Source organism: Arcicella sp. GW822-FHT02H01, from assembly GCF_058802005.1.
Window position 1 is genome coordinate 3,568,975 of record NZ_JBXANT010000001.1, and the last position, 23,356, is coordinate 3,592,330.

Genomic DNA, 23,356 nt, shown 5'->3' on the forward strand with positions numbered 1-23,356 from the left:
GAGTGATTTAGCGAATGAGTGATTTTAATGATGTATAAAGGATTTAAGAATCACTTATGCATACAATCATTATTTCACACCATTGCCTGACTACTCTGCATAAACTTTCAGATTTGCAATTACCGACTTAGGGTCTTTGTAGTCGTAGGTAATCTTATCGTTGTCTCTCACCTTCTTCAAACCTTCAAGAAGTATTTTCTCATTGCCAGTCAATCCGCTTTTTACGATATACAAATCTGGCAATTCAGCACCAATTGTAATTTCTTGTGACTTAACTACATTGTTTTTATCTACTACAAAAACATATTTCTTTTCCAAGATTTCGAAAGTAGCTTTCTGTGGAATAATCACAGCATTTTTCAGCGGTACAGCCATTTGGATATTACCTGTTTCTCCGTGTCTTAATAGCTTATTTGGATTAGGGAAGGTAGCTCTGAAAGCAATATTTCCCGTTTCATTATTAAAGTCTGCCTCAATTGTTTGAACAAGTCCTGGATATTCAAAAATCTCCTGATTTGCCATCTTGAGTTTCACCGTTGGCACGTTGCTATTGTTTGACTTAGTCTTGAAATTTAGATATTCCGATTCTGGAACATTGAAATAGACCCACATTTTGCTGTTGTCAGACAGCGTAGTAAGCAAATCTCCTTCTGCCAAAAGGCTACCTTCTCTTACATAGAAATGGTCCATGATACCATCAAAAGGAGCTTTGATTTCGGTAAAACCAAGGTGTACTTTCGCCAATTCCATTTCAGCTTTTGCTTTATCGAATTTGGCTTTAGTCAATGCCAACTCATTGCGAGAAACGATATTACTATCTGCTAATAGTTTTGTGTTTTTATATTCAATCTCAGCATAATTAGCTTCTGCTTGAGTTTTCTGAAATTCTGCTTGGTATTGTAAAGGCAAAATCTGGAACATCAATTGTCCTTTTTTAACAAATTGTCCTTCGTCTACATATATTTTTTGTAGATAACCTCTTTCTAAGGCTCTTAATTCGATGTGTTGTATCGAACGAATTTGAGAAACGTACTCATTGATAGCGGTTGTGTCTTTCTTTAGTGGGCTGGTAACAAGCAGCTTAGTTTGCTCTTGTTTTTCTTCCTCTTTTTTTGTTTCGCAGCTAGTAAGGCACAACATAGCACCCATACTCATGAGGATGAGAATTTTTTTCATGATAAGTTTTATTTGGTTGGTTTACTGGATTTTAGATTGTATAGGGCACAAGAAGACATCAACAAGCGATTGAAGCCAAAATGATTAGCCTAAAAAACGAGATAATTGTGTGAAGAGTTGGGCAGTATGATATACCCACGATGTTAAATCATATTCTGAAGACACAGAATATAATGTTCAAATTAATTGAGAAGAAATGTGAATAATGCTTACAGAAATGTAAGACTTGAGGTAAATCGAGTAGGATTAATCTAGTATACCAACCAAAAAAAGGAATCGTAAAATACGAAGTGGTTTCTACATTCTTTTTTGGCGTTATAAAACTCTCTTCTTCTTCAACGTTCTCCTCATCATATGCAAAGAAGTTATTTCCTTTGCCATCTAAAGAACTTGATGTGAAAAAAAACTGGTTGGATACTTCTGTAATTGCACTTAAATTTTTTGATTCTTTAAGCGTTTTTGTAGGCACATGAAAGGCAGCCTCCTTGTGTGTCTGAGCAAACAATTGACTTGTAATACTCAACAGGAGAACACATAAAAATAGGGGATATTTTATGAATGCCTTTTTCATTTCGAGCTTGAAAGTAATTCGTGATAATTATACTTGCAAAATTTTTAATCTAAAATTTATACTAAGCATCACAAGTTCTTTTATTTTTTATATTCTATCTTTCATATTTTACATTGATTCGCTGCTTACTAAAAAAAATATCGTTGTCACAACAAAGTTTTTAGAAATGTTTTTGTTCAAAAACTGTTCCAAATAATAAATATTTTTAACAAATAATTATTAAAAATATTTAGATAAATACACTCAACGTCTACTAAATGTTTGGTAATAAGCCTTTTAACAAGGTTGTTTAAAAAAATACCATAATGCTCTATTTTTATGCTTTTTGAAAACTGATTTAAGTCATTTTTTTTATCAAAAAACGCTCTTAATTTCAAAGCAATTTTTTGGAATGTACACTTATATTTTGACTGTTTTCGTAGGCAGTTAAAATACAAATCCCCCTAAAAGAATAATTCTCTTAGGGGGATTTTGTTGTAGGAATATAGCTATAAACCGCTATTATTTTGCGTAGTTCACAGCTCTCATTTCACGAATAACCGTTACTTTGATTTGCCCTGGATATTGCATTTCTTTTTCAATTTTCTGTGAAATATCGTACGATAACATGCTTGCTTTTTCATCAGTAACATTTTCAGCATCTACCAAAACCCTTAACTCACGACCAGCCTGAATAGCATAACATTTCTGAACACCGCTGAAGCTAACCGCTAATTCTTCTAATTCTTTTAAGCGACGCATGTAAGATTCCATCATCTCGCGACGAGCACCAGGACGAGAACCAGAGATGGCATCACATACCTGAATGATTGGCGAAATCATAGAAGTCATCTCGATTTCATCATGGTGAGCACCAATGGCATTACAAACTTCTACGTTTTCCTTGTATTTTTCTGCCAATTGCATTCCCAAAATCGCGTGAGGTAATTCTGCTTCCTCGTGCCATACTTTACCAATGTCATGTAATAGCCCTGCACGCTTAGCTAACTTCGCATTTAAGCCTAATTCTGCTGCCATAGTAGCACAAAGCTTAGCTACTTCACGCGAGTGTTGTAAAAGGTTTTGACCATACGAAGAACGGAAACGCATTCTACCTACCATTTTGATTAATTCAGGGTGTAAACCATGAATACCTAAATCAATCACAGTACGTTCGCCGATTTCAATAATTTCTTCGTCGATATTCTTTTTCGTTTTGGCAACTACTTCTTCAATACGAGCAGGGTGAATACGTCCATCTTGTACTAAACGGTGTAGTGACAAACGAGCGATTTCACGACGAACAGGGTCGAAGCCAGAAATAATGATGGCTTCTGGCGTATCATCTACAATAAATTCTACTCCTGTAGCGGCTTCTAAGGCACGAATGTTTCTACCTTCACGACCAATGATTTTACCCTTTACGTCGTCAGATTCAATGTTGAAAACAGATACACAGTTTTCAATCGCATTTTCAGCCGCCGTTCTTTGAATCGTTTCAATAACTACTTTCTTAGCTTCTTTCGTAGCTGTTAACTTAGCCTCCTCAATCGTATTTTTAATAATAGACGATGCCTTCGTTTCTGCTTCTGCACGCAAAGCATCAATCAATTGTTGGCGTGCTTCGTCAGCAGTTAAGCTTGCTATTTTCTCTAATTGTGATACTTGCGACGCTAACATTTCGTCTGCTTGCGTTCTTTTCTTATCTGCTTCTTCAGTCTTTTTTCTTAGATTTTCCTCTTTAGAAGTCAACGATTGTTTTTGCGAATTTAACTCAGTTTCTAATTTCTTAGTCTGCTCCATCGAAATCTGTAAAGTACGCTCACGCTCTTTTAGTTTTTGCTCATTTTGAACTAAAATCTGCTTCTTTTTATTTGAATCATCTTCAAATTCCGAGCGAAGTTTCAAGAACTTTTCTTTGGCTTCGAGTATTCTATCTTTCTTGATGTTTTCTGCTTGTAATTCAGCATTTTTGACAATATCTGAAGCTTTGGAAGTTGCTTCTTCTTCAATTCTCTGGGTATTCTTTGCAAAAGCAAGCTTACCGACAAATATTCCCGCTATCAGCGAAGCAACTGCGGCAATGATGGGAGTTAGCATTATTTATATCGTTTTAGTTAATAGTTTTCGTGCATTGAATAATGCAATCCGACCAACTATTGAGTGAAAAAAAGGACTAAAACAGACAAATGCCTTGAAAATGAAAAGAAAAATTAAACGTTGGTATATCGTATTTAAAATCAAGAATAGTTAAATCAAACAAGTAAACTAGAATTTTGTATGGTTGTTTACGCAAACAAATCCAATCAAAATCATGTTATTAGAATGTTATAAGGTTTAATTTATGGTATTCAGGTACTTGCACTAATTTTTATAAATATGATTTATAATCGCTCAATTTTATACTTAAAACGTTTAAACGAATAATAAAGAAATATGTTAATTCATTCTGTAACAGAACTCAATAAGTTGTCTAATTCAGCAATCTTCCCCATCACAGATTTTTGAAGATCACCGTGTTTGACGCCAAATTTAAGGTTACTCATTACAAAGTCTAAAGCAACTATTGCTAACAGACGTTGGTGAGAGTCTACCTTTTTAGTTTCTCGATAAGAATCCATTTTTTCATTAATCAACTTAGCAGCTTTGCGAACAAATTCCTCTTCTTCCTTCCCAACTGATAGGCTAAAAGGTTCGTGAGCAACAACTATATTACAAGGGACTTTTTCGGCCATTATATTTTAAGTTTTAAATTAAAAGTTTTGAGTTATTTAGTCAAGAAAACTATGAACTGTTAAACAATTGATTTTTTAAACTTTTTATTTGCTAAGCTGACTAATACACCTATCTATTTCTAAGATATATTGGTCAAGTTTTTCTTTCAATTCGGCAGGATTGCCTGTACTATTTAGATTGTTTACTGCAATCTTAGTGATTTTATCTGATTTTTTAAAGTTTTTTACTCTTTGGTTTAATTTTTTGTTTAATTCTTGGTTTTCTTTTAAGGTCTCTGCCAATGTATGTTTTAAAGATTCGTTTTCTCGGGTAGCTAATTCAAGCCTAGTTTGCAAATCTTTATATCTTAAGACAACATTCCTTAGTTTTATTTCTAAGGCCTCAAATTGAGTCCGAATTTGATTATCAGTCATCATGTCTTTGTTTAGATAAGTATTTAGATTGCAAAAAACCTAAAGAAATAACGATACATTGAATAAAACCCTAAAATTAATTTAGGCTTTAATCCTATTTATTACAAAGTTCTATAATTTACTCGAAAATTTTATGTTTTTATCTTAAAAAAGCATACTTATCTCTGACTTTCAATGGAATAATTGTCTTTCGCTCAACTAAAACAACACCAGCAGCATATAAACTTAGTAATATGAAATGATATGGGATAGAAATCCAGAGATTTTCAATGTTAATCTGCATGGTACAAAAAATTAATACACCCGCTGAAATAATATATCCAAAGGCAGAGAGTATCTTATACGGTACGGGATAATACTTTTGTCCGAAGTAATAACAGAGTGCTGTCATCGAAAAGCAAGATATCAGAAAAGCTATCGCACAACCCATATATCCCATCTTGGGAATGAGGATAATATTGAAAAAGATAGTGATTGCTAAACCACCAAAAGTGATTCTAGTACCGAAATATGTTTTCTTGTTGAGTTTAAACCAAACAGAGATATTGTAATAAACACCTAGGAAAAGATTGGCTAGTAATAAAATCGGTACTACTTTCATTCCTTCCCAATAAATAGGCTTTCTTAAGAAAAGGACTTTTATAATGTCCAGATTTAGACAAACTCCTAACCAAATAAATATACAGGTTATCAAAAACCATTTTGTTACATCAGCTAATGTTTCAGGCGAATTTTTATTTTCAGTTTTTGCCAGAAAAAAAGGTTCGGCAGCATAGCGGAAAGCTTGTGTCGCTAATGCCATAAAAATAGAAAGCTTATAGACATTCCCATAGATACCCAGTGCCTCCTGAGAAGTACGGTTGGGATAAAAACCTTCGGGCAATAGTCTTTCTAGTAATATTCTATCAAACATTAAATTGAATGTACTTGCTAAGCCCATTATCATAATTGGATAGGCATATATCATTAAGTTACTGAAAGTAGCTTTATCAAATTGAAATTTGAATATTTTAAACTCAGCTCTCAAAAAATAAAATAAACTGGCGTTTGCTAAAAGATTAGCCAAGAAAATATAGCCTGCTCCAACACTCGGTATATATAATTGTTTAGCCAATGGTTGTAAGAAAAGTAGGTAATCGCCATCTGCTATTCTTTTAAAACCAGATACAAAAACTATGTTTAGGAGTACATTTAGAATAATATTATAAATTTTAGCTTTAACAAATTTAGTCGTTTTCTTTTCAAGTCTTAATTTGGCGAAAGGAATTGCCGTAATGGCATCGATAGCTACTATTAATGCAATCCAGATTAGGAAAATACCTTTTCCTGGTTCCCCAAAGGCACTGGCAATGGGTGTTGAAAAAATAATGATGATACTGGTAAATACCAAACTACTAACGGTAATGGCAGATTGAATGATGTTATAATATTTTTCTTTATCGTCAGTAGCAAAACGAAAGAAGGCTGTTTCCATGCCATACGTATAGATAATATTGGCAATGGCTACATAGGCATAAAGCTTTACGTTTATATTAAGTTCTGCGGGTGTAAAGGCAGCGGTGTGAACAGCCACTAATAGGAAGTTAAGTGATCGCCCTAAAATTGTACTTATGCCGTATGATGCTGTTTCGCTAGCTAATTTTTTTAAAACACTCATGTTAATCAGAATTGTGTATCAAACAATCGTTTATTTTTTTGCTTACCACAATGTAGTCGCAATTTACAAGGACTTATGTGTTAATACAATCTTGATTTCAAATGAATAGATAAAAAATATTTTTCAAAATAAGTATAAACACTTAAAAATATATGAGTATTTATACTATATTTGTGGCATAATAATCAATTCGTGGTTGAATTGTGCTTTTAACAGAGCTGAGTGATTAAACGCCCCAAATACGTTTAATCACTTTTTTTTTTGCCCATTAAACAAACAAGCGAACATTGTATTATCAATGTTCGCTTGTTGACTAAGAATTTATATTGCTTTAAAGTATTAACTTTCAAGCTGATACTTTTTTAGTTCTATCAAATTATCAGGTAAAGCTTTATTCGTCCAATATTGATGGATGGAAAGTGCAGCTCCCAACGACGTAGCCTGAGCAACTGAGGCTGCATAAACTTCTAAGGTAGGAAAAGCCATAGCTAGTAATGTCATGAAAATCTCATTTTTACCAAAACCTCCATCCACAAAAAGTTTTTTTACGGGCGAATTATTCAATACTAATTCTGTAGCAATTAATTGTTGAGCAACGATGTCAATAATCAATTGATGATATGCTTCTTCGTAATTATTGAAAACAGTCAAATCCCTACTTCCAAAAAGAGATTCTTGGAGCGGCGGACGTCGGGCTTCACGCAGATGGTCGTCGTCGCCATGTAGTTGACTTTCTCTTAATTTATGTAACAATTCAAGGTCACACGTTACAGTTTTATAATAATCATTTGCCAGATTGAAATGCGACGCCAAACGCTTGGTTTGTTGTTCATGTTCATAGCCAGCAAATAATCTTGAAGCTTTTACGGGCTTACCTTCATAGTGCATATACGACAAACAATCATACTGCAATTCCTCTGCACTCAATGGAATATGATTGAAGGGATTCAAACTAATACACCAAGTACCCGTAGAAAGCAAAATAAAAGGTTCTGTAAACGTAGCAAGATAGGGAATCAACGCAGCAGAGCTATCGTGAAGACCCACACCTATTTGCAATGGATGGCTATGAAGGTTTTTTTCTTGAACCTGATTAGAAGGAAAGATAGGAGCGAGCTTCTCGTCAACGCCTTCTGCATGCACCCATCTATGATAGGTGTTTTTAGTAAAGTCCCAAAGATTGGTATGACACCCAATACTCGTAATGTCTGAATAATAGTTACCCGTAAACAGAAAATTCAGGTATTGTGGTAAATGTAATGAGTAGTTGATTTTGGCAAATAAATCTGGTTTTTCGTATTTCAAGCGATATAGCACCATGCCTGAATTGAGGTTCCCTAATACTGGTGATGCTGTAACTTGTGAAAATTTTTGTTCACCATCATACGTATCATAAAACTGTTTTTTCAGGGTCTCAGAATACGTTTTTAAATAATTATACAAAGGAGCTACCGCTTTACCATTCGCATCAAGATGCACAAAGCTTGCTCCGTAAGTTGAAAAATTTAATGCCTTGATAGCAAAATCAGGAAGGCTTAGCACCTCCTCAAATGTTTGGGTTACCCACGAATTGAGGAGGTCTAAATCTTCACAGTTATCGCCATCTTCGTCTTGAGTTTCGTCGAATTGGGTCGATTTTTCTAAAACAATTTTGTACTGTTCATCAAAGAGAAACAGTTTTTTATTGGTTTTGCCAATGTCAAAAATAGCAATGACAGAAGTTTTGTTTGTCATAAAAAATTAAAGCCCAGTAGAAACGGCTTTCAAGCCTCTTTCTTGAATCAAATTTTCTCTAATTTTCAAGTTGCGATACAACGCAATTGGGTTTAATGCTCCACCAGCACGAAGGCGAGCCTCAGCAACTAATGCACGAACATCAGTACGGAAAGCATCTTGTAAAATCTCTTGACAACGCACTACATCATTTTCTTCTTGAGCAATCTCTAAAGATTTTTTATCAACAGATAATGCCTGCGCATAGGCCGTCATGATGGCTTCTACTGATTGCAATAAGTCTTCTAATGGGTCTTTTACATTGTGTGATGCATCAATCATCCATCCTAAGTCAGTAGCATGGTTCATTCCTCTTGCATCCATTCCTTCAACCAATTCGTTGAAGATTAAGAACAATTGGTATGGCTTTAATGCACCAGCCGTCAAATCGTCATCACCATATTTAGAATCATTGAAGTGGAAACCACCCAATTTACCTTCCATTAATAACAATGAAACGATTTGCTCGATATTGGCATTTGGCAAATGGTGACCTAAATCAACCAACGTAAAGGCTTTATCACCTAATTTTTTAACGTATGAATATGACTGTCCCCAATCTCCCACAGTTGTTGAATAGAAGTTAGGTTCAGCACATTTATATTCTAGGAATAATTTCCAGTTGTCTGGTAAAGCGGCATAAATTTCCTCTAAACTTTCCAAGGTATTTTGGTAAGCCTTACGGAAGTTTAATTGTCCCGGAAAACAAGAACCGTCAGATAACCAAACCGTTAGTGATTCAGAACCCAATTCAATACCATGCTTAATTACTTCAATGTTATGGTCAATCGCTTGTTTACGAATAGCCTTGTTAACATTTTGAAGTGAACCAAACTTATAAGTATATTCTTGATTCGCTTGGTCTTGGAAAGTATTTGAATTTACAGCATCGAATTTTAAGCCGTGCTGTGCTGCCAATACTTTGATAGCCTGAGCATTTTGAGGTATATCCCAAGGAATGTGTAAAGAGATAGCACCACTTGCTTGGTTTAAAGCGTGTAGTAAACCTACATCTTCAATTTTTTCTTCTATACTTCTTGGTTCGCCTCCACCAGAAAAACGACCAAAACGTGTACCCCCTGTGCCTAAAGCCCATGAAGGAATAGCGATTTGGAAATCAACTAGTTTTTGGATGATGTTTTCAGCATTTTCAACTTCTGAAAGAGTATATGCCAATTTACGTTGATGTCCAGCAAGTACATCTTCGTTATGTGAATGAATTTTATATTTTTCGAGCTGCATTGGAGAGGAGAAAGTTTATTATTGGATACAAGTGATTGGGAGTACAAGCAAACATATTGTTAAAATACATTCATCATCTTTATATACTAATAGCCTGTAAATAAAGAACCCCCTTTCCTAACGGAGAAGGGGGAATAAAATTATTTCTAACGATAGAAGCCCATTGCTACACCACCATCTACATTCAGTGCATTTCCAGTTGATTTACCTAATAAACCACCTACAAAAGCAAAACATGCATTAGCGATATCGTCTGGAAGAATGATTTCGTTCAATAAAGTACGTTTTGCATAGTAAGCTGGTAATTCAGCTACTGTGATTCCGTAAGCTTTCGCACGACCTTCAGCCCATCCGCCTGCCCAGATATTTGAATCTGAAATTACTGCATCTGGATTTACGGTGTTTACTCTGATTTTGTCTCCTCCTAATTCCGCAGCCATTAAACGTGTCAAGTGTGCTTGAGCAGCTTTAGCAGAACCATAACCAGGGTTGTTTGGTCCAGCTACTACGGCATTTTTAGAAACAATATTTACGATGTCGCCACCTAAATTTTGTTTACGCATCATCGCTACACCTACTTGTGAAACCAAGAATTGTCCTTTTACTAAAATATCGTATAATCTATCCCATTCTTCAATTGAATGTTCAGCGATAGATTTTGAAATACTGATACCAGCGTTGTTTACTACGATATCAACACCACCGAAAGCTAAAGCGGCATCATCAAAAGCTAAAGCGATTGAAGCGGCGTCAGTAACGTTCAATAAGGTAGAAGAAACGGCATCTTTACCAAACTTGCTTACAAACTCAGCTTTTGCTCCGTCTAAACGTTCTTGGTTGATGTCGTTGATTACTACGCAAGCACCTTCTTCCGCAAATTTCTTAGCGATTGCTTTACCAATACCACCAGCAGAACCAGTGATTAAAGCGATTTTACCAGAAAGTGCTTTTGGTTTTGGCATACGTTGCAATTTAGCTTCTTCTAATAACCAATATTCAATATCAAATGCTTCTTGACGTGGCAATGAAGTGTATTCAGAAACTGCTTCTGCACCTTTCATTACGTTCACGGCATTTACATAATATTCTGAAGCTAAACGTGCTGTTGTTTTATCTTTTGAGAAAGTAAACATACCTACGCCCGGGTAAAGAATTACTACTGGGTTAGGGTCACGCATTGCTGGAGAGTTATCTCTTTTACAATTATTATAATACTCAGTGTACATCGCACGGTATGCTTCAAAAGCAGGTTCTAATTTTGCTTTGATAGCGGCTACGTCTGTCAAATCTTCGTTTGGTGCTAATTCAAGTACTAACGGAGAAATTTTTGTACGCAAGAAGTGGTCAGGACAAGAAGTACCTAGTGGAGCCAACTTAGCAAGGTCGTTTGAATTGGTAAATTCTAACACACGAGCATCGTCAGTGAAATGTCCAATCATATTACGATATGAAGAACAGAAACCACGCAAGATAGGAGCAATAGAAGATGCTTGTTTCTTACGGTCAGCTTCAGGAAGGCTTTCAATTTTTTGACCGCCAAACACAGGAGCTTTCTTTCCGTAATTTGCTTCTAAATACTCAGCGCATTTTTCGATTACCTCTAATGTATTAATATAAGAATCGAAAGAAGTATCACCCCAAGTAAATAAACCATGAGAACCCAACATGATACCTTTTAATTTGATACCACGAGATTCAGCTTCTTCCAAACACTCACGCAATTGAAGACCCAAGTCGAAACCTGGACGTTGCCAGCCTACCCAGCCAATTTCACCGTTGAACAATTCCTCAGTGATTTGCTTACCATCTTTAGCTGCTGCAATAGCAATAGCGGCATCTGGGTGTAAGTGGTCGATATGAGCGAAAGGTAAAAATCCATGAAGAGGAGTATCAATAGAAGGAGCCTTAGAAGCTAAATCGAAGATACAGTGGTTGAATAATTCTACCATTTCATCTTCAAATTCGATACCACGGTATACGTTTTCTAAAGCACGAAGTCTGTCAACATACAAAGCTGCACAACCTGATTTTTTCAAAGTACCAATGTCACCACCAGAACCTTTAATCCACATCACGTCAGTTTGATTACCCGTCAAAGGATCTTTATCTTTGATTTTTACAGAAGTGTTACCACCACCATAATTGGTTAAACGTAGATCAGCTCCTAATAAATTTGAGCGATAAATGAATAGAGCTACTTCGTCGCCTGCTAATTCGGCTGCTTTGGCTTCGTCCCAAAGATAGCTGACGTATTTGAATGTCTTGGTTGCCATTTTTTTATAAAAAATATAATAATTAATGTTCAACAAAACTAGAATTCTCTGTATCTTAAACCGTCCTGTACTATCATGCGGAAAAAAGGTGTGTAAATAGCGCAATCTATTGTTGACACTTTTAGTATTTGAAATAGTAACTTTTTTGCCTGTTTTTTGATACTACAGCATGCTAATTTTGGTATAAATATTCAGAAATTTAATTATTTAATGATGATTGATTACCTATTTTTAAGTATAATTACTCTAAAACTTGCATTTTAATCTATTTAGATAGCCTATTATGATAAAGGTTTGGGTGTTTTTTTTAAATTTGGTAGTATTATTGCACATAAGTGCATAAGGTTGAAGCAACATTGCATTTGTTTGCAACTACTAGTATTATAAAGATAAAAATTATAAATAAAAGTAGTATAAATTTTAGAAATTTATTGATAACCATTTATATAAAAAGGTATGAGTAAAAGTATAAGTGCGGAGAAGTTGCGATTGAATACTCGCAAAGATAATAAGGGATGGAAAAAGTGGGGACCTTATCTCTCTGAGCGGCAATGGGGTACAGTTAGAGAAGACTATACAGCCAACCAAGATGCATGGAACTCTGTAACACATGATATGGCCCGTTCTATTGCTTATCGTTGGGGTGAAGAAGGCATAGCGGGTATCTCAGATAATAAGTCTCATATTTGTTTTGGCTTAGCTTTTTGGAACCATAATGATCATATATTAAAAGAACGCCTTTTTGGATTAACGGGAAGTGAATCTAATCATGGGGAGGATGTAAAGGAGCTTTATTATTACCTAGACTCTACGCCCACGCATTCGTATATGAAGATGCTTTATAAGTATCCTATCAATCCGTATCCTTATGACAAGCTGGTTTCTGAAAGTAGAAAGCGTTCGCGCTTAGAACCAGAATTTGAAATACTTGATACGGGCGTTTTTGATGACAACGAATATTTTGATATTTTCATAGAATACTCAAAGGCAGACGAGCAAGATATTTTAATAAAAATAACAGCTCATAACAGAAGCAAAAAAGCAGCACCACTCACGATTTTGCCTACCATCTGGTTTAGGAATACTTGGAGCTGGGGCTACGAAAAATATAAGTATAAACCCATGATGACGGGGGTGGCCAAAAAAGCCATTGATATTGATAACAAAAATATAGGGCATTATAAATTGTATTGTGAAAATGCCCAAGAGTTACTCTTCTGCGAAAACGAAACCAATTTTGAACGTCTTTATAAAGTAGGTAATGCTTCGCCGTATTGTAAAGATGGTATTAATGATTATATCGTTGATAATAAGAAAACGGCCGTAAATCCCAATAATATTGGTACAAAAGCGGCTGCTCGTTATACCAAAACGATTAAGGCAGGAGATAGCTATACCGTTAGGCTTCGTTTGGTCGACCATTCTATCCTTGAACCTTTTGGGGGCTTTGAAGATACGATGGATAAGCGTATTCGTGAAGGCAATCAGTTTTATGAAGAAGTACAGCAAGGTGTTGAAAACCCCGAGTTGCTAAAAATTCAGCGACAAGCCTATGCAGGTATGCTTTGGACTAAACAATGGTATTATTATAATGTCAACGAATGGATAAAGGGTGACCCTTCGATGCCTAAGCCATCGGAATATAGGAAGTATGGAAGGAATGCGGGCTGGCGCCACATGTATTCTGCCAATATTCTTTCGATGCCTGATAAATGGGAGTACCCTTGGTTTGCCGCTTGGGATTTGGCTTTCCATACCTTGCCCTTAGCACGGGTTGACCCCGATTTTGCAAAGCGTCAATTAGCAGTAATACTTCGAGAATATTATATGCACCCCAATGGGCAAATTCCTGCCTATGAATGGTCGTTCTCGGATGTGAACCCACCTGTACACGCTTGGGCTACTTGGAAAGTATATGAGATTGACAAAGAGATAAACGGAAAAGGAGATATAGCCTTTTTAGAGAAAATCTTCCATAAGCTTTTATTGAACTTTACTTGGTGGGTAAATCTAAAAGATGAGGGAGGAAATAATATTTTTGGAGGAGGTTTCCTCGGTATGGATAATATTGGGGTATTCGATCGTTCTGCCACTTTACCAACAGGCGGACGCTTAGAACAAGCTGATGGTACGGGATGGATGGCAATGTATAGCTTGAATATGCTAAGGATTGCCGTTGAAATTGCCCTTGAACGCCCTGTTTATCAAGATATGGCTTCCAAGTTTTTTGAACACTTCTTGCATATTGCAGGAGCGATGCAATCTCTTGGTGGTGATGAAATTAGTCTTTGGGATGAAGAAGACCAGTTTTATTATGATATGCTCCATTTACCTAATAATAACAGTATGTTGTTGAAAATCAGGTCGATGGTGGGCTTGATTCCTTTGTTTGCGGTAGAGGTTTTAACACCAGAAATGCTTGAAAAATTGCCTGATTTCCGTCGTAGGGTAGAGTGGGTATTAGCCAACAGACCTGACCTTGCAAGTTTAATTTCTCGTTGGTATGAATCAGGAAAAGGCGAGAGCAGGCTATTAGCTATTCTGAGAGGACACCGTATGAAAATGATTATGAAACGAATGTTTGATGAAACCGAGTTCCTTTCTGACTTTGGTATCCGTTCTCTTTCAAAATATCATTTAGAAAATCCTTATCAGTTTAGAGTAAACGGAGATGTACTAAGGGTTGATTATACTCCTGCCGAGTCAACGGGAAGTATGTTTGGTGGTAATTCAAACTGGCGTGGACCTATTTGGTTTCCAATGAATTTCTTGTTGATAGATTCTTTGATGAAGTTTCAAGAATATTATGGCAATGATTATGAGGTTGAATATCCTACCAATTCTGGAAATATGGTGAGTATCAAAGAGGCAGCACTAAGTATTTCAGAACGTTTGATTAACTTATTTACACAAAATAAGGAAGGAAGACGCCCGATGTATGAGAAATATGAGAAAATGCAGAGTGACCCGCATTTTAAAGACTTAATTTTGTTCAATGAATATTTTGATGGTGATACAGGTAAAGGACTAGGCGCTGCGCATCAAACTGGTTGGACGGGTCTTGTGGCTGAATTGATTTTGAGTGTTTCAAAAGCAGAAAAACATAGGGTTAGAGAATCAACAATGTAAATTCGTTTAATGATAAGGTAACAAAAAAGGTATCAGCAGTATGCTGATACCTTTTTTGTTAGACCAAAACCGAAAACAAATCTGGTTGTTCGTTCAATTTTTGATAAACAATGTTTTGTTCTATCATTCGCCCTAATAATGGCTCATAATCTTCTTTGTGTTTCAGTTCAATCCCTAACAATACTGGGCCAGACTCTCGGTTGGTTTTTTTCTGATATTCAAATAAGGTAATATCATCTTCTTCACCTAACACATTATTTAAGAAATTTTTCAAGGCACCTGCTCTTTGTGGAAAACGAATGATGAAATAATGTTTTAGTCCTTCATAAAGCAATGAGCGTTCTTTTATTTCTTCGGTACGCGTAATGTCATTATTGCCACCAGAAACTAAACACACTACATTTTTCCCTTTGATTTCATCTTTCATAAAATCTAAGGCTGCAATCGTTAAAGCACCAGCAGGCTCGGCTACAATCGCCGATTCGTTATATAATTCTAAAATAGTCGTACAAACTTTTCCTTCTGGAACAAGGATGATATTATCCAACGTTTCTTTACAAATATTGAAAGTCTTCTCTCCAACACGTTTTACGGCAGCACCATCCACAAATTTGTCAATAGTTTCGAGTTCTAAGACATGACCAGCATCAAAACTAGCCTTCATAGAGGCAGCACCAGCAGGTTCGACACCAATAATTTTAGTATGCGGAGAAAGTTGTTTAAAAACAGTAGAAACGCCCGCCGAAACACCTCCACCACCAATGGCCAAAATAATATAATCTATTTTAATATCTGAATCCTTAAAAATCTCTAAGCCAACAGTCGCTTGTCCCGTAATTACATCCATGTCATCAAAAGGATGGACATAAGTAGCATTATTTTCGTCACAATATTGTTTGGCAGCGTTTGAAGCATCATCGTAAGTATCACCTACCAACATTACCTCAATATCGTCTTTACCAAACATCTTTACTTGTTTGATTTTCTGATTAGGCGTAGTAGTAGGCATAAAAATCGTGCCTTTTACTTTCATTTTATGGCAAGCATACGCTAACCCTTGGGCATGGTTTCCTGCGGATGCACATACTACACCTTTGGCTAGCTCGTCGGCTGAAAGCATCGCCATTTTATTATATGCTCCTCTGATTTTGTAGGAGCGAACAATTTGTAAATCTTCTCTCTTTAAAAAAATATTAGCTTCATAGCGTTCTGAAAGCACAATGTTTTCAGTCAATGGCGTATGTACTGCCACCCCTCTAAGGCGTTCTGCCGCTTCATAGATGCTTTCAAGTGTCGGAAATATAGAATGTTTTTTTTGCTCTGTTTTATTAGCCATGTTGATGAGATAAAGCCTTTGATTGTAATACAATTCCTTTTTCTACAAATATAAGATAGTTTGTAGGTAAAAAATGATTTTCCTTACCTAGATAATCCGTTCCTAAATTCCAAAGGTGAAAGATTAGTCAATTTTTTGAAGTATTTTGAAAAATATGATTGGTCAGAAAAGTTGAGTTGGTAAGCAATTTCAGAAATCCCCAAATCGGTATGCGTCAAAAAGCGTTTTATTTCCATAATCATACGGTCATTGATTAAATCGGTTGATGTTCTTCCTGTTACACTTTTTACCGTCTCGCTTAGGTAATTGGGTGTAATAGCAAGTAGGTGTGCATAATCTTTCACCGATAAATTTTCCTGACATTTTTCTTCAATCAATTGTTTGAAACGTTTTACCATGATTTTGCCTTTGCTGGTTTTATCATCATAATTACTGAGCGGATAAATTCTTTTGCATTGGATTAGAATTAAATCTAACAAAGCACGAATAGCCTCTTCTGAATCGGTTAGGTTTTGCTGATTCTCGTAAATAGCATTTTTAAAAAGCTCTGTCAGCACCTGTTTCTCCGCTTGATTTTCTAAGTAAATCGGTGGTGTTTCTTGATTAAGGTTATAGAAAAACGGAAGTTCAAAAAGCTTGTAAGGGTCAGTCTTGTTAAAATGGTAAAAAGAAGATGTAAAAAGGAATATATAGCCTTTTACATCTTCAGAAAGGTCTAACTCATGAATCTGACCTGGAGAAAGGAAAAAAATAGTATTGGGTTTTATTGTATAATTCTGAAAATCAATCGTGTGAATGCCTTGTCCTTGTGTAAGGAAGAGGATTTCGTAAAAATCATCATGACGATGTGGATAAGTTACCTTAAAATTTCGATTGATATCAAAGGGTTCAATCTGAAATTGAATCGTTTTTTCAGATTTACTATTAAACCTATCGATACTATAAACAGGAATATCTAATTGTTTCATGTAATAAAATTACACATTTAGCTTTAGTTGTAAAAGTTTTAAAATCATCTACTTAAAATAAAATATGCTTACCCTGATATGAATTACCCATGAAAAGTACCTAAATAAAACACTAATTTACCATTCATTAATTGATGATTTTTATCAACTTTGTGCATATTTCAGCAATGTTGCGAATTTTAGCCTTCGACAACGTTATTCAAAATCAAAAACATTCAAAAAATGGCAAATTATTTCAATACTCTTTCTTTAAGAGAAAAATTAAATCAGTTAGGTGTTTGTGAATTCATGGAAAGTAATGAGTTTGCTGACGGAGTAAGTGCTTTAGTAGGGAAAAAAATCGTAGTAGTAGGTTGTGGTGCACAGGGATTGAACCAAGGATTGAACTTAAGAGACTCAGGTTTAGATGTTTCTTATGCTTTACGTCAGGAAGCAATTGATGCTAAAAGACAATCTTGGAAAAGTGCTACAGAAAACAATTTCAAAGTTGGTACTTACGAAGAACTAATTCCATCTGCTGATTTAGTAATTAACCTTACGCCAGACAAACAACATACATCAGTAGTAAATGCAGTAATGCCTTTGATGAAACAAGGAGCTACGCTTTCTTATTCACACGGTTTCAATATCGTTGAAGAAGGAATGCAAATCCGTAAAGATATTACCGTAATCATGGTTGCGCCAAAATGTCCAGGTTCAGAAGTACGTGCTGAATATGTTCGTGGTTTTGGTGTACCTACCTTGATTGCTGTTCACCCAGAAAATGATCCAGAAGGAAAAGGTTGGGCTTATGCAAAAGCTTATTGTGTAGGAACGGGCGGTCACCGTGCAGGGGTATTACAATCATCTTTCGTAGCAGAAGTAAAATCTGACTTAATGGGAGAGCAAACTATCCTTTGTGGTTTGTTACAAACAGGTTCAATCCTTTGTTTCGACAAAATGGTTGAAAAAGGAATCGATGCTGGTTATGCTTCTAAATTAATCCAATACGGATGGGAAGTAATTACTGAAGCTTTGAAACAAGGTGGTATTACTGCGATGTTCGACAGACTTTCGAATCCTGCAAAAATCAAAGCATTTGAGATTTCTGAAGAATTGAAAGACATTATGCGTCCGTTGTTCCAAAAACACCAAGATGATATCATGAGCGGAGAGTTCTCTTCAACAATGATGGCTGACTGGGCAAACAACGACAAAAACTTGTTGACTTGGAGAGCTGCCACTGGCGAAACTGCTTTTGAAAAAACTCCAGCAGGAGATGTTAAAATTGCTGAACAAGAATACTTCGATAACGGATTATTGATGGTAGCAATGGTTCGTGCAGGGGTTGAATTAGCCTTTGAAACAATGGTGGAAGCAGGTATCAAAGAAGAATCTGCTTATTATGAATCATTACACGAAACGCCGCTAATCGCTAACACGATTGCTCGTAGAAAATTATTCGAAATGAACTCTGTAATTTCAGATACTGCTGAATACGGATGTTATTTATTCGACCACGCTTGTAAGCCTTTGTTAGCTGATTTTATGTCAACAGTTGAAACTGACATTATCGGTACAAACTTCAATGCTGGTAAAGATAACGGCGTAGATAACAGAACGATTATCGCAGTAAACGAAGCACTTCGTTCACACGATATCGAGTTCGTTGGTGCTGAATTACGTCAAGCAATGACAGACATGAAAGCAATTTCTACGGTAGTGTAAGGAATGGATTTTTACTATGTAACCAAAAACTCCTGATGAATTTCATCAGGAGTTTTTGGTTTACGCTATCAACTATTTTTTCTCTATTATTTTCCACAATTTATTAGCAAACTCTTCTCTTAATGTTTTGTCTGTGAGGTTCTCATGCACATCGGAGTAAATCCTACAAGTTTTATTTTCTTCGCTTAGTAAAATTTTAAAATTCAAATCTAATACATGTTCAGCATTTTCGTTACCACCATATTGTCTATATTCTAAATCATCATATTTTACAATTGTCAAACAAAGATATGTGTCTTCAGCTAATTCTTGGAATGATTTTATTGTATAGTTATCTAACTGGAATGGTATTATTTTTGATAAAGCTTCTCTAACATGATTAATGTCAATCTCTTTTTTAATTACTACAGTTACGTCTAATGTTTCAGCAAATGCTAATGCATAGTCTTCACTTTGAGTCGTCTCTCGTAATACATCGGAGGCTCTTTGAGAGGCCATAAAATTTTTAAAAAGGCGTGCAATACCAAAAAGGACAATGCCAATAACGATTAAAACCTTCATTGTAGATTAATTTAAAGTTTCGTGGTTAGTTAAATATTTATAAAAGTAATTATTTTGAATGATTGGTTTACTATGCCAATTCCCTGTTAGGTTAATGAGATATTTTAACAGTAGAACATCCGAAAAGCCAATGTTTTTTTCTGATATTTCCCTATTTACAGAGGGAATTATCTATGTGAGATAATGCCAGTCTAAGTGAATTTAAGTAAATAAACTAAACAATAATAAGTAGAGGTTACTCAATTTGTGAAATTTAGTATATTTTTATACTCTGTTTGTCGTTTATAAGCAAAACATAACCCAATAGATTTCCTAATGTTGATTAAGAACTTATTTAAAATCCTTATTGCTTTATGTATATGTTTTCAAGCTTTTTCACAGAAAAAGCTTTTTGAGAAGCATTCTGATATCGCTTTTGGAATAGGCACTGCAAATTATTATGGAGACCTCGTACCAATAAACCGCCCCATTCAGTCTACTGTAGAAAATGTTCGTTGGAATGTTTCTGTGGATTATACAAGACATTTCACTCCTCGATTTTCAGGAAATATCGCTTTGACTTGGGTAAGAATTGTGGGTGATGATAGTAAGCTTGAAGGTGTACCTTTATTAGAAAGATCATTTATGAGAAATGCCCATTTCAGAAATGATATTCAAGAGTTATCTTTCAAGGGGATTTTTAATTTAATTAGAGAAAGTGATAGGTATCAAAAAAGAGCACAAATAACACCTTATGTTTTTTTAGGCTTTGCTTTTTTTCATCATAATCCAGTTGCCAAAGTACCTGTTAGTTATAGAGGGTCAGAGGCATCACCTGGTGATTGGGTGAGTCTTCAACCACTTCATACGGAAGGACAAGGTTTACCAGGAAATCTTAACAATAAATATGAGCTGTTCGCTATGAACTTCCCATTGGGGTTTGGAGTAAAATATAAAATAGATAGAAAAATTGATTTAGGGTTTGAGGTAGGTATTCGTTATAATTTAACGGATTATATTGATGATGTAGGAGGCTATTATACAAGTTTCAGTCAAATGTATGCGATTAACCCTCTTTCCGCTATCATGGGCCACCGAGAATATGAATTGATAGCGGCTAATACTGGAAATAATAGAGAAGCTTCTATTAGAAAATATTTGGCTGAAAATATTAACCCCAATTATAGTAATCCTAATTTGACCCCAGTAAGTACTTTTCCTGAAATATATAGACAAGGTACTATTAGAGATGGCGCTAGTAAATTAAATGATATTTATTTATTAACTAGCTTTCGGATAACATACCATCTTTCTCCCTCAATAAAATGCCCTGTGATTGAATAAAATAATTGTGACTAATTATTAATCAGGGCTTTAATGAAATTTCTATAAAAACCATTCACTTCTCTCATAAATTAAATGCACTTCCATTTGCCGTTTCCCTCAAAAATCGCTAATTTAGACTAAACACTAAATTAATGTTTCTTACAAAAAACTCATTTGTCCTTGAATAACACCGTGGAAGTAAAAGAAATAGACTTAGAGCAAGAACGGAAAGAGATTCTAAAGCGATACCGAAAATTACTCAACATTGCCCGTCCATATTTGCAAGATGATGATGCTAAACTGATAAAAAAAGCTTTCTTATTATCTGCCGAAGCTCATAAAGAGATGAGGAGGAAATCTGGCGAGCCTTATATTTATCATCCTATTGCTGTTGCCCAAATTTGTGTTGAAGAAATAGGTTTGGGAGCAACATCTATCATGTGTGCATTGTTGCATGATGTGGTGGAAGATACTGAAATAGAACTGACAGAAATTGAAGCTATTTTTGGAAAAAATGTAGCCAAAATTATTGACGGTCTTACTAAAATTACGGGCGTTTTTGATTATGGAAGTTCGCAACAAGCAGAAAACTTCCGTAAGATGTTACTTACGCTTTCGGATGATATTCGGGTAATATTAATCAAACTTGCCGACCGTTTGCATAATATGCGAACATTGGGAAGTATGCCTCGTGATAAACAACTCAAAATTAGCTCTGAAACATTTTATTTATATGCTCCGCTAGCACACCGCTTGGGGCTTCATGCGATAAAGTCTGAACTAGAAGACTTGTGTTTGAAATACACTGAGCCAGAAGCTTATAAAGATATTGCCAAGAAGTTAAAAGAAACCAAAACATCAAGAGAGAGTTTCATCCAAAACTTTATTCGTCCGATTGAGAAAGACCTTAACATAATGGGTTATAAACACATTGTGAAAGGACGACCGAAATCAATCTATTCTATTTATCACAAGCTCAAGAAGAACAATACGCCCTTTGAGGAAATTTATGACCTTTTTGCAGTGCGGGTAATTTTAGATGTCCCTACTGAATTAGAAAAGTCTGCTTGTTGGGCTGTTTATTCGATGGTAACAGACCATTATAAGCCCAATCCTGAGCGGTTGAAAGACTGGATTTCTAATCCTAAATCAAATGGGTATGAATCATTGCATACCACTGTAATGAGTTCTGGAAGACGTGGACGCTGGGTAGAAGTACAGATTCGGACAACTCGGATGGATGAAATTGCCGAAAAAGGATTTGCCGCACACTGGAAATATAAAGGAAATGATACGCGTACAAACAAAGCTTTTGAGTCGTGGTTAAGCCAAATTCGAGAAGCATTGGATACTACTGATAAATCACAGTCAGCCGTTGAATTGGTTGATGATATTAGAAGTAGTTTGTATAACGACGAGATTTTTGTGTATACCCCCAAAGGGAAACTGATTGTATTGAAAGACGGTGCTACGGCATTGGATTTTGCCTTTGAAATTCACTCAGAAGTAGGAGCAAGGTGTATAGGAGCCAAGGTAAATAATAAACTAGTCCCTTTGAGCCACAAACTCAAGACTGGTGATATTATTGAGTGTATGACCTCGGCAAAACAAAAACCATCAGAAGATTGGTTAGCCTTTGTAGCAACGACCAAGGCAAAAGCCCGTATCAAGGATTATATTAAAGAAGCCAACAAACAACACGTCATCATGGGGCGTGATATGATTGAACATCGTTTAAAAGTGTTGGGTGTAAATACGTTAACCTTAGAAATTACCAATCAACTAAGGGCGTATTTTAATGCAAAAGATACAAACGACTTATTTTATCGTTTTGGGAAAGCGTATATTAGCTTAGACGAGATAAAAAAATGGAAATCAGACAGAGAGGCGCATGAAAGAAAACAGGCTACAAAAACCATTCAGGAACCGCTAACGAATACTAAAAATATCGTTAAAGAGCTTAAGAAATTGCATGGCGATGTAAAAAATGCAGATGCAATTTTGATTGGCGAGGACATGGATAGGGTAGACTATACGTTGGCTAAATGTTGTAATCCTATTGCGGGCGATACTGTTTTTGGGTTTGTTACGATTAATGAAGGCATAAAAATTCATAGAACTTCGTGTCCAAATGCTACCGAGCTATTGTCTCGTCATGGCGATAGAGTAATCAAAGCTTTGTGGACGAGCCAAGTGAAAATGTCGTTCATTGCCCAATTAATTATTAAAGGCACCGACCGCATGGGCTTGATGAACGATGTAACAAGAGTAATTTCGCAAGAGTTAAAAGTAAATATTCAAAATCTTTCGATAGGAGTAAAAGAAGGTATTTTTGAAGGAAAAATAGCATTGATGGTGCAAGACACACAACATCTTGAAACACTTGTTCACTCTTTAGAGCAAGTTGATGGTGTAATTCAGATTGAAAGAGGAGACTAGAATTTCTTTTTCTCTTAAAAATTGATTTATTTTACTTTTCAAAATTGATTTAGTCTAATTATTAAATCAATAAATTTTATTTTTTGTTTTT

General features: G+C 35.5%; 16 protein-coding genes. 4 read left to right on the plus strand and 12 right to left on the minus strand.

Annotated features, from left to right (window positions below):
• Positions 1 to 90: 90 nt before the first annotated feature.
• The 9 genes from AC1RNE_RS14900 to AC1RNE_RS14940 all read right to left on the minus strand — a co-directional run bounded on the left by AC1RNE_RS14900 (position 91) and on the right by AC1RNE_RS14940 (position 11,820).
• Complete coding sequence (locus AC1RNE_RS14900; protein WP_492801854.1) at positions 91 to 1,176, minus strand: efflux RND transporter periplasmic adaptor subunit; 1,086 nt, start codon at positions 1,174 to 1,176, stop codon at positions 91 to 93.
• 148 nt (positions 1,177 to 1,324) lie between these two features.
• Positions 1,325 to 1,747 carry a hypothetical protein gene (locus AC1RNE_RS14905; protein ID WP_492801856.1) on the minus strand — a complete coding sequence of 141 codons (423 nt, stop codon included), beginning with the start codon at positions 1,745 to 1,747 and terminating at the stop codon, positions 1,325 to 1,327.
• A gap of 501 nt (positions 1,748 to 2,248) precedes the next feature.
• A complete protein-coding gene (rny, locus tag AC1RNE_RS14910; RefSeq protein WP_492801858.1) occupies positions 2,249 to 3,826 on the minus strand; it encodes a ribonuclease Y in 1,578 nt (525 codons plus the stop codon).
• A 344-nt stretch (positions 3,827 to 4,170) separates the two neighbouring features.
• Positions 4,171 to 4,461, minus strand: coding sequence for a cell division protein ZapA (locus AC1RNE_RS14915; RefSeq protein WP_309912912.1), 291 nt, complete (start codon positions 4,459 to 4,461; stop codon positions 4,171 to 4,173).
• A gap of 84 nt (positions 4,462 to 4,545) precedes the next feature.
• Complete coding sequence (locus AC1RNE_RS14920; RefSeq protein ID WP_309912909.1) at positions 4,546 to 4,875, minus strand: hypothetical protein; 330 nt, start codon at positions 4,873 to 4,875, stop codon at positions 4,546 to 4,548.
• A gap of 139 nt (positions 4,876 to 5,014) precedes the next feature.
• A complete protein-coding gene (locus tag AC1RNE_RS14925; protein WP_492801860.1) occupies positions 5,015 to 6,532 on the minus strand; it encodes a lipopolysaccharide biosynthesis protein in 1,518 nt (505 codons plus the stop codon).
• Between the two features lie 339 nt (positions 6,533 to 6,871).
• Positions 6,872 to 8,266 (minus strand): FGGY-family carbohydrate kinase, encoded by a 1,395-nt coding sequence (locus AC1RNE_RS14930; RefSeq protein ID WP_492801861.1) that lies wholly within the window; start codon positions 8,264 to 8,266, stop codon positions 6,872 to 6,874.
• Between the two features lie 6 nt (positions 8,267 to 8,272).
• Positions 8,273 to 9,547: a sugar isomerase gene (locus AC1RNE_RS14935; RefSeq protein ID WP_492801862.1), complete on the minus strand. Its 1,275-nt coding sequence runs from the start codon at positions 9,545 to 9,547 to the stop codon at positions 8,273 to 8,275.
• 146 nt (positions 9,548 to 9,693) lie between these two features.
• Entirely contained in the window at positions 9,694 to 11,820 is a 2,127-nt protein-coding gene (locus tag AC1RNE_RS14940; RefSeq protein ID WP_492801864.1) for a bifunctional aldolase/short-chain dehydrogenase, read from the minus strand.
• A gap of 456 nt (positions 11,821 to 12,276) precedes the next feature.
• On the opposite strand from AC1RNE_RS14940, the gene AC1RNE_RS14945 reads away from it, so the two are divergent.
• Positions 12,277 to 14,949, plus strand: coding sequence for an MGH1-like glycoside hydrolase domain-containing protein (locus tag AC1RNE_RS14945; RefSeq protein WP_492801865.1), 2,673 nt, complete (start codon positions 12,277 to 12,279; stop codon positions 14,947 to 14,949).
• A gap of 58 nt (positions 14,950 to 15,007) precedes the next feature.
• Here AC1RNE_RS14945 and ilvA read toward each other — a convergent pair whose 3' ends face one another.
• Positions 15,008 to 16,285, minus strand: coding sequence for a threonine ammonia-lyase IlvA (ilvA, locus tag AC1RNE_RS14950; RefSeq protein ID WP_492801867.1), 1,278 nt, complete (start codon positions 16,283 to 16,285; stop codon positions 15,008 to 15,010).
• A gap of 83 nt (positions 16,286 to 16,368) precedes the next feature.
• Positions 16,369 to 17,253, minus strand: coding sequence for an AraC family transcriptional regulator (locus AC1RNE_RS14955; protein WP_309912888.1), 885 nt, complete (start codon positions 17,251 to 17,253; stop codon positions 16,369 to 16,371).
• 222 nt (positions 17,254 to 17,475) lie between these two features.
• Between AC1RNE_RS14955 and ilvC the strand changes: the two genes are divergently transcribed.
• A complete protein-coding gene (gene ilvC / locus AC1RNE_RS14960; RefSeq protein ID WP_492801869.1) occupies positions 17,476 to 18,960 on the plus strand; it encodes a ketol-acid reductoisomerase in 1,485 nt (494 codons plus the stop codon).
• A gap of 72 nt (positions 18,961 to 19,032) precedes the next feature.
• Here the strand turns inward: ilvC and AC1RNE_RS14965 are convergent, their stop codons facing one another.
• Positions 19,033 to 19,521, minus strand: a complete 489-nt coding sequence (locus tag AC1RNE_RS14965) for a hypothetical protein (RefSeq protein ID WP_492801870.1) — start codon at positions 19,519 to 19,521, stop codon at positions 19,033 to 19,035.
• A gap of 315 nt (positions 19,522 to 19,836) precedes the next feature.
• On the opposite strand from AC1RNE_RS14965, the gene AC1RNE_RS14970 reads away from it, so the two are divergent.
• Together AC1RNE_RS14970 and AC1RNE_RS14975 are read left to right on the plus strand one after the other, a co-directional pair.
• On the plus strand, positions 19,837 to 20,844 hold the full coding sequence (locus AC1RNE_RS14970; protein WP_492801871.1) for a DUF6089 family protein: 1,008 nt from the start codon (positions 19,837 to 19,839) through the stop codon (positions 20,842 to 20,844).
• A 162-nt stretch (positions 20,845 to 21,006) separates the two neighbouring features.
• The gene (locus AC1RNE_RS14975) at positions 21,007 to 23,265 is read left to right on the plus strand and encodes a RelA/SpoT family protein (protein ID WP_492801873.1); all 2,259 of its coding nucleotides are present in this window, start codon (positions 21,007 to 21,009) and stop codon (positions 23,263 to 23,265) included.
• Positions 23,266 to 23,356: the final 91 nt, after the last annotated feature.